General features: G+C 44.4%; 9 protein-coding genes. 8 read left to right on the top strand and 1 reads right to left on the bottom strand.

Annotation, left to right across the window (positions count from 1 at the left end; all coding sequences use genetic code 11):
* The 5 genes from C7B77_RS16830 to C7B77_RS16815 all read left to right on the top strand — a co-directional run.
* Window positions 1-1,507, top strand: a 1,507-nt coding sequence (locus C7B77_RS16830) for a TROVE domain-containing protein (protein WP_106307216.1), incomplete at its 5' end; no start/stop codon positions are given.
* A 90-nt stretch (window positions 1,508-1,597) separates the two neighbouring features.
* On the top strand, window positions 1,598-1,741 hold the full coding sequence (locus C7B77_RS31900) for a DUF2887 domain-containing protein (protein WP_146138369.1): 144 nt from the start codon (window positions 1,598-1,600) through the stop codon (window positions 1,739-1,741).
* A complete protein-coding gene (locus C7B77_RS16825; RefSeq protein WP_106307213.1) occupies window positions 1,719-2,477 on the top strand; it encodes an Rpn family recombination-promoting nuclease/putative transposase in 759 nt (252 codons plus the stop codon). Before C7B77_RS31900 ends, C7B77_RS16825 begins: the two co-directional genes overlap by 23 nt.
* A gap of 101 nt (window positions 2,478-2,578) precedes the next feature.
* Window positions 2,579-2,782 (top strand): hypothetical protein, encoded by a 204-nt coding sequence (locus C7B77_RS16820; protein WP_106307210.1) that lies wholly within the window; start codon window positions 2,579-2,581, stop codon window positions 2,780-2,782.
* Window positions 2,722-3,951: an ATP-binding protein gene (locus C7B77_RS16815; RefSeq protein WP_342761360.1), complete on the top strand. Its 1,230-nt coding sequence runs from the start codon at window positions 2,722-2,724 to the stop codon at window positions 3,949-3,951. The genes C7B77_RS16820 and C7B77_RS16815 overlap by 61 nt, the downstream gene beginning before the upstream one ends.
* Before the next feature lie 14 nt (window positions 3,952-3,965).
* On the opposite strand, the gene C7B77_RS16810 is transcribed toward C7B77_RS16815, so the two are convergent.
* Window positions 3,966-4,433: a hypothetical protein gene (locus tag C7B77_RS16810; RefSeq protein WP_146138368.1), complete on the bottom strand. Its 468-nt coding sequence runs from the start codon at window positions 4,431-4,433 to the stop codon at window positions 3,966-3,968.
* A gap of 448 nt (window positions 4,434-4,881) precedes the next feature.
* On the opposite strand from C7B77_RS16810, the gene tkt reads away from it, so the two are divergent.
* The 3 genes from tkt to C7B77_RS16795 all read left to right on the top strand — a co-directional run.
* Window positions 4,882-6,894: a transketolase gene (tkt, locus tag C7B77_RS16805; protein ID WP_106307202.1), complete on the top strand. Its 2,013-nt coding sequence runs from the start codon at window positions 4,882-4,884 to the stop codon at window positions 6,892-6,894.
* A 199-nt stretch (window positions 6,895-7,093) separates the two neighbouring features.
* Entirely contained in the window at window positions 7,094-7,606 is a 513-nt protein-coding gene (locus tag C7B77_RS16800) for a DUF4365 domain-containing protein (protein ID WP_181243895.1), read from the top strand.
* Between the two features lie 54 nt (window positions 7,607-7,660).
* On the top strand, window positions 7,661-8,827 hold a 1,167-nt coding region (locus tag C7B77_RS16795), incomplete at its 3' end, for a hypothetical protein (protein WP_219892178.1).

Here is an 8,827-nt window from a genome sequence, read left to right as displayed (position 1 = left end):
GTTTGACGCTGGCATGTGGCGCACATTGCGTCGGTGCTTGTTAATTGGGACTGGTAACGGTAGTTACTACGCAACAAAATGGGAATTAACTAACGATTTTGTCGATATTTTGGAAAAAGCGATCGCCGCAGATCCCGATCGAGTCGCGCAAGAAATCGCCTATGCTTCTGACGGTCGATCGATTAATAACAGTGCGCCAATTTGGGCATTAGTATTACTCTCGATGGGCGAATCTCCTGCCGCAAAACAAGCATTTCAATCGATCTTTCCGCAAGTCGTGCGAACTGCCAGCCACTTTTATGAGTGGATGAGCTACACCAAATCCGTGCGCGGTTTCGGTAAAATCGTCCGCGAAGCTGGTAAAAATTGGTTGTTGCAGGGCGATACTAAAGCTCTAGCTTATCAATTGCTGAAATATCAACAACGTCACGGTTTTTCCAATCGCGATGCCTTACGATTGTTCCATGCCAAACCACAAACCGAAGATCGCGATTTATTGTTTAAATGGGTCACCAATGGTTGGGAAGAATTGCCTCTACAATCGCCTACAGAGGCATTAAATCAGATCTGGTGGTATGAATGGTTAAAACGCAATCCCGAGCACACTCAGACGGCAATTTCCAAGGGTCGCTTGACTCATGAAATGGCTGCACCCGTGGGCAAAATGGATCTCGGTGCTTGGCAGTTATTATTTGAAGATATGCCGATCGGTGCCTTGTTGCGAAATCTCGGTTCTTTAACCGAAATTGGTGTCTTGGCTTACTCCAAGAAATCCAATAAAAATCTCAACAGAGTCGCCGCGATCCTCAATAGTAAAGAACACTTACGTAAAGGACGGATTCACCCGATCGATGTGTTAAAAGCACTCAAAACTTATCGCTCTGGCGGTAGTTTGGGTAAAAGTAGCAAAACTTGGACTCCCGTTCCCCGCATCGTGGATATTTTGGAAACAGCGTTAGAAATGTCTTTCGATGCGATCGAGCCTACTGGCAAAGTGTTTATGCACGCTGTCGATATTTCTGGTTCGATGTCTTACTACTCCGTAAGTTCGATTAATCTCACCTGTTGTGAAATTGCCACTACCATGGCATTAGCATCGGCAAAAGCAGAAAAAAACTACGCGATTCGCGGATTTTCGACCAATTTTATCGACTTAAAAATCAATCGCAGCGACTCATTTAGTTCGGCAATGCAGAAAGCCAGCGACCTCAACTTTGGCGGCACTGATGCTAGCTCTGCTTACAAGTGGATGATTAAAAATAACTTTTATGCCGATGTAATTTGTTTCTGGACTGACTGTGAAAGCTGGGCGGGAAGTCAACACCCCACTCAAGCTTTAGCAGAATATCGTCAGAAAGTGAATCCTGAAGCTAAAGCGATTTATATCTCCTTGGTGCCTAACAATATCTCTTTGGTAGATCCCAAAGATCCTAATTCTTGGGATATTGCTGGTTTCGATCCGAGTACGCCTAGATTGATTCAATCGATCGCTAGCGGTGAATTGTGACGATCGGATTGCCCTAACATTTACCCCGCTCCCAAAATTGGGAGCGGTTTTTATTTGTAGTATAATACTAATAAGTATGGATATATATTTATGCGCCGCGACACGATTTTTTACCAGCTATTCAGGCAGTCACCAACTCTGCTATTCGCTCTAATTTCTCAACCGCCTGCAAATGCCGTTGGCGAAGCCTCTCTATTAAGAGAATCGATATGTGTTCGAGTCCGTAGAAGTTAAAGAAACAGCATTTAGGATCGATGGGGTCTTTATTCCTCCCACTCCAGCAGGAATAATTTATTTCTGTGAAGTGCAATTTCAAAAAGATGAGTTATTGTATGAGAGAATAGTGAGTGAGATTGGCATATATGCTTATCGCAATCGCAGTCAATTTTTTGATTGGCAAGCAGTAGTAATTTATCCATCTAGAAATATCGAACAATCGCGACAGGAAATCGTGCGCGAGATGTTGGCAAGTGGCAGAATTACCAGAGTATATTTGGATGAATTGGGAGAGATCGAAGAGCTACCAATCGGATTAGGGTTGATGGTATTGACGACACTCGAAGGCGATGAAGCAACAGCTCAGGCGCGCAGGCTCATCGGACAGGCACGCGGGAGTCAAGATATAATTGGTTTATTGTCAACGATTATCGTGTACAAGTTTAGCAATCTGACTAGAGAGGAGGTGGATGTCATGTTAGGGATTGAGTTGCAGCAGACGCGAGTTTATCAGGATGCCAGAGCGGAAGGCGAAGCCAGCGGTTTAGAGCGAGGACGTACACAAGAGGGCCGAGCAATAGTGTTGAAACAACTCACTCGCAAGCTAGGAGAAATCGCTCCAGAAATTCGATCGAAAGTAAATAGTCTTACACTCGATCGATTAGAATCTCTCGGTGAGGATTTGTTAGATTTTACTCAGATGACAGATCTGATTGATTGGTTAGAGGATGAGCGATCTGACAAGAGAAACTAACAGAAATTATCGATCGAAATCGGCTGAATGATTCGATCGATCTCACATAGTGCAAGCTAGAAACTTAGATCGTTAGTGCCAGAAAACCACCCACCGCCGCTATGCAAATTGACACTTTAAGTCGAGTGCCACTGTTTTCTAACCTGAGTAACGCGCAGTTGCAGTGCATCGCCGGACTGGGTAGCGAAATTGCGATCGATCGCGGCACTCAAATTGCCAAACAAGGCGATCCGCCTTCTACAACATTCCCACCGGACAAATCGAGTGGACGCGCAACGTCGGTGGGGAAGTCGTTCCTGCCGTGACATTAGGTGCGGGAGAAGTATTTGCCGAACTGATTTTGTTGCTAGACCAGCCGTATCCGACCAGCGGACGGGCACTTACCGACGTGCAGTTATACAAGCTGGTACCCGACGACTTTTGGAAAATGCTAGAACTGTGTCCTGGTGTAATGCGGCGCATTCTTAAGATTGCCGTCGAACGATCGCAGATCCACGAAACCGTCACTCAGCAACAAGCCAAACTAATCTCGTTGGGTACCTTATCTGCGGGACTCGCGCACGAATTAAATAATCCTGCCGCTGCCGTCCGCAGCAATGTCCAGAACCTCGAAACAGCCTTACAAACCCTACCCTCATTGGCACTCCGGCTGCACCAACAACCGTTTACAGCCGCACAAATTGCCTTTTTGGACGATTTGTACCAGCGGGCGACTACTGCCGCGATCGAGTCTAGCAGCCTCGATCCGATCGCCCAAAGCGAAGCCGAAGATGCGATCGCCGATTGGTTGGCAGACCGCGAGATCGCCAATCCCTGGCAGCTAGCTCCGATGTTGGTAATGGCAGAATTAGACGCAGCGCGGCTAGATGAAGTCGCCGCCCAAATTAGCCCCGATTGTCTGGAGTGTGTCTTGACTTGGCTGGAAACTACCCTCACCAGCATTAAATTATTAGAAGAGATCCAACTCGGCTCGACGCGGATTTCCGAGCTAATTACCGCGATGAAAAATTACTCTTATTTAGATCGATCTCCACTCCAACAAATCGATATTCATGAGGGCATTGAGAATACGCTAATTATCCTCAAACACAAACTCAAATACGGTGTGTCAGTAACCAAGGAATATGCTGCTAATTTGCCCCAGATCTCTGCCTACGCGCCCCAACTCAATCAAGTCTGGACGAATTTAATCGACAATGCGATCGATGCGACCAATGGCAAAGGGCAGTTGTGGATCCGCACTGCACTTGAAGATGAATGCATCCTCGTCGAAATTGCCGATGATGGTGCGGGCATTCCTGGTGATGTTCGATCGCGGATCTTCGACCAATTTTTTACTACCAAAGAAGTTGGCAAAGGCACCGGATTGGGACTGGACATCGCCCGCCGAATTGTCGGGCAGCATCAGGGCAAAATTAGCTTTACCTCAGAGCCAGGGAATACCCGCTTTCAGGTGCGATTGCCGATTAAATAACTCGATGTCAAAACTTATCCTTCAACCTGCTCGAACGCCTTTTGCACCTCTGCGGTAACTTCCGCCGCTTCTTCATCATCGATATCCAATACCGATTGTAATTCTTTCAAAAATACCTGCGCTGTGGCCGGAATCTCGCCTGTATCCGGATTCATCTTCGCCAACATTGCCGCTGCATAAGCATCTGGGACGAGATCGTCGGGAATTGCTTCATCTGCGGCATTAAATAAAGCACCGAGTCCTTTGTCGGCAGCTATGGCCGTCAAGCTATCGACCATCGATAAGAGATCCTCATCAGAATATTCGGCATACAAGTCAAAATCTGCCAGAATATCTAAAAATAAATCTGGTGCCACCAAGTCTTGCGGATTATCGGCTAAAGCAGCGATCAGCACAATTGATGCCAAGCCTTCAGCTTCATTTAATGGCTCATCGGTATACTCTTCAGCGTTGAAGATACTATCGTATTTTGGCATGTTCATACTTTGTTCGATCGACTACCTCTGGCCTAGTCATACCAGATGCTGCGGGCAAATGGAAGCGATAGTGATGTTCTGTAACAAAAACTAGTGGATCGTGGATCGTGAATAGTGAATAGTGGATCGCAGTTAGGCTATAAGGGAAATGACTATCGAGCTGAATCTTAAGTAATTCACGATCCACGATCCACTATTCACTATCCACTCCCCTAACCCCTTGCTCATCCATCCACCAAATGGGATGATGAGTAGAAATTGTTAAGATCGATGCAGATCTTTTTACAAATTTTCTATTGTGGCATCAAAACATTGCGCCGATCGGGTTAAGTGTCTTGCTAAGATCGCTACTCGATCGGCCCCCAGAAAATTGTAAACTAGATGCTCGGCCTACACTTGTCTAGCAGTGCTTAGCACATCTGCCCACTAGTCATTAGTTTAATTAATATATATCATGCCTGTAGCTGCTCAATCTTTAGACCAACTTGCTATTAATTCAATTCGCTTTCTGGCTGTAGATGCGATCGAGAAAGCAAAATCCGGTCACCCTGGTTTACCGATGGGTGCGGCTCCAATGGCATATGTACTGTGGCAAAATTTCATGCGGTACAATCCCAAGAACCCCCAATGGTTCAACCGCGATCGCTTTGTCCTCTCTGCCGGACATGGTTCGATGTTGCAATATGCCCTATTGCACCTGACTGGCTACGATAGCGTCAGTATCGAAGATATCAAAAACTTCCGTCAGTGGGGTTCTAGCACTCCCGGACACCCTGAAAACTTTGAGACTGCTGGCGTAGAAGTCACGACAGGCCCCCTCGGTCAAGGGATTGCTAACGGTGTCGGTTTGGCTTTAGCGGAAGCGCACTTAGCGGCTAAATATAACAAGCCAGATGCCACGATCGTCGATCATTACACCTACGTCATCGTCGGCGACGGTTGTAATATGGAAGGTATCTCTGGCGAAGCCGCTTCGATCGCGGGTCACTGGGGCTTAGGTAAGCTGATCGTCTTGTATGATGATAACCACATCTCGATCGATGGTTCGACCGATGTAGCCTTTACGGAAGATGTCTCCAAACGGTTTGAAGCTTACGGCTGGCACACCATCCACGTTGAAGATGGTAACACCGACTTAGCAGCGATTTCAGCAGCGATCGAAGCAGCCAAGAAAGTTACTGACAAACCCACGATGATCAAAGTCACCACGATCATCGGTTACGGCTCCCCCAACAAATGCAACACCGCAGGCATCCACGGTGCGGCTCTCGGTACAGAAGAAGTCAAACTCACCCGCGAAAACCTCGGCTGGGAATACGCTCCCTTTGAACTACCCGCTGATGCCGTCGCTCACATGCGCGAAGCGATCGATCGCGGTGCCAAATACGAAGGCGAATGGGAAGCTACCCTCGCTACCTACAAATCCAAATATCCCCAAGAAGCTGCCGAATTTGAAGGCTTACTCACTCGCCAACTCCCCGCTGGTTGGGATAGCGTCTTACCCACCTATACCCCCGCAGATAACGCCGTAGCTTCTCGGAAACACTCCGAAATTTGTCTCAACAAACTCGCTCCAGTTTTACCTGGTTTAATGGGCGGTTCCGCTGACTTAACCCACTCCAACCTCACCGAAATCAAAGGTTCCGGCGATTTCCAAAAAGGTGCATACCAAAACCGTAACGTCCACTTCGGCGTGCGCGAACATGCAATGGGTGCCATCTGTAATGGTATGGCTCTCCACAACTCCGGTTTGATTCCTTACGGCGCGACCTTCTTGATCTTCACCGATTACATGCGCGCCGCGATTCGCCTCTCCGCATTATCCCAAATCGGCGCATTGTGGGTCATGACTCACGATTCGATCGGTCAAGGTGAAGATGGCCCCACGCACCAACCAATCGAAACGATCGCCTCCTTGCGTGCTATCCCCAACCTGACAGTCATTCGTCCCGCCGATGGTAACGAAACCTCCGGCGCATATAAAGTCGCGATCGAGAAAGCCAGCCAACAAGCTCCTACCCTCCTCGCATTATCCCGTCAAAACTTACCCAACTTGGCCGGAACTTCGATCGAAGGCGTAACTAAAGGTGCCTACACGATCGCTGACTCTGAAGGTACTCCCGATATCATTTTGATCGGAACGGGTTCCGAAGTCAGCCTCTGCGTCAAAGCAGCCGAACAACTCACCACTGAAGGCAAAAAAGTCCGTGTCGTCTCCATGCCTTCGTGGGAATTATTCGACGCTCAAGATGCGGCTTACCAAGAATCTGTCTTACCCAAAGCAGTTACCAAGCGCGTCGCCGTCGAAGCTGCTTGCAGCATGGGTTGGCACCGTTTCGTCGGTATGGACGGCGGCTTAGTCACAGTCGATCGTTTCGGTGCTTCGGCTCCTGGCGGTACCGTGATGGAGAAATACGGTTTTACTGTCGATAACGTTGTCGCTACTGCGAAAAAAGTTTTAGGTTAATCGATTCTAAATTACCTTAATATCCAGGGTGGGCAATTGCTCGCCCTTTTTTAGTTTCAATTGATAGAAAAAAGTATTATGTGGGTACACTAGTTATAAGCTGAAAGTGTCACTTATCATTTGCGGCTGAAGTATAGTTATTGATGGATGCTATCAACATTAACAAATAGCAAGCATCATATAAATAGGAACTATCAATGTGACAATAACTTTAAACGATCAAAAAGAAGAATTTAGTATTGCATATGTGAACGCAGTTGCTTCTGTTGCGGGCTGTTCGACAACTAGAGCTACAAGACTAGTTGACAATAGTGGTATTGATATGACAATTAGAAGTAGTAATATTTTCGGTAGGTTTTCACACCCAAGCCTAGATGTTCAACTAAAATGTACATCAGCTATAGAGATTGAGCAACAACAGGAAATTATAAAGCATCCAATACCAGTTAGTAACTACAATACATTAATTAAAGAATCTTGTAATCCTATAATACTAATATTAGTGATTGTACCTGATGATATTAAAGAATGGATAGAGATAGACCGTGAGAAAACAGTCATGAAAAGATGTGGATACTGGATATCTTTATCTGGTAATGAATCTACAGAAAATCAATCAAAAATAACAATAAGCATTCCATCTAGTAACATATTTAATCAATCCTCTTTAAATATGATTATGTCTAAAATTGCTAATGGAGATATGCCATAGTACAGGCTAATTTTATTACTAAAATACTTTGTAATTAACACTGAATTCAGAAAAATGATAGACAGACAAAGCTTAAATCATATAGATAGAATAGATCCTTTGTTTGTCGAAGGTTACTTGTCATTTAATGGATGGGAGAAAAACGGAGAGATTCCGAATAGAAAAGCATCAATATGGCAAAGAAAAATAGATAGAGACTTTTTTTCAGTTATTCTGCCTATCAGTCAAGAATTAAGAGATTTCTCTGCTAGGATTTGTGAGTTAATAGAAGTACTGGAGATAGTTGAAAAGCGTTCTGCTTCAGAAATTATACTTAGCCTAATCGACCAAAATATAATAGCGCAGGAAATGCAAAGAGAAATATTAACCTTTAGGTTTAGTTTTCTATATCAAAGCAATTCAATCTATCGAGAAATTCCAACTCAGCAAATAGGTGGTATATTGACATCTCTACAAACATTATTTTATGCTGTTGGACAGTACAAATCATATGAGAAATTAAATGATAAAGTCAAAGCATTAAATTCTTCCCAATACTTGCAAGAAAGTAATACAGCGTCCAATAGCAAATTGACTAATGACATCAAAAAACAATCTACACTCTCATTGATTGAGACATTCAAAGGATCTTTTGGCGTCAAAGTAGCTACCTGCAAGTTGCGTAATCAGCAATTAAATTTATTGGAGCAAGAAGATCCCCTGACAGAAATAATATCAGAAACTTTCTTTAATTTAATTGAGAAAAGTAACTGCAAAGACAAGAAAGAATTGATGATAGAGCTGCAAAAAAATCACAAAAAATGTGCTTCTAGTTACAGAAATTTCTTGAATAATTTGATAAGAACAGAATCAGATATCTACATAAATTGGGGGTCGATGAATTCAAGGAAGGGTGGGCGAACTTCTCTAGAATACTCAGAGGCATTAGCAACATTTGAGTTCATAACAAAAATGGAGATGGAAAATCCAGAATCATATGAAATCGTCGGTGAACTGATAGCTGCAAACAAAGATAAGAAAACATTAATAATCGAGCATAAGGATAGCGACAAAAAAATCACTGCCAAAATTTCTTTTGATATCGATACACTTCAAGAAAATGAACTGACAATAGGAAAACTTTATTTAGCTCAAATCACAGAAGTACTTTCAAGAAATTCAGCAACTGGTGAAGAAAAAATGGAGTATGAAATAACCAACATGCAAATTGCCAAAATTAGA

It is taken from the genome of Chamaesiphon polymorphus CCALA 037, from assembly GCF_003003845.1.
Classification (GTDB): domain Bacteria; phylum Cyanobacteriota; class Cyanobacteriia; order Cyanobacteriales; family Chamaesiphonaceae; genus Chamaesiphon; species Chamaesiphon polymorphus.
The sequence above is the reverse complement of the archived record's forward strand: the minus strand, read 5'-3'. Positions and strand labels throughout refer to the sequence as shown.

Coding starts and splice junctions, on each gene's coding strand:
- C7B77_RS31900 (WP_146138369.1), top strand. CDS start 1,598: ATGCGCCGCGACACGATTTTTTACCAGCTATTCAGGCAGTCACCAACT.
- tkt (WP_106307202.1), top strand. CDS start 4,882: ATGCCTGTAGCTGCTCAATCTTTAGACCAACTTGCTATTAATTCAATT.
- C7B77_RS16820 (WP_106307210.1), top strand. CDS start 2,579: ATGCAAATTGACACTTTAAGTCGAGTGCCACTGTTTTCTAACCTGAGT.
- C7B77_RS16810 (WP_146138368.1), bottom strand. CDS start 4,433: ATGAACATGCCAAAATACGATAGTATCTTCAACGCTGAAGAGTATACC.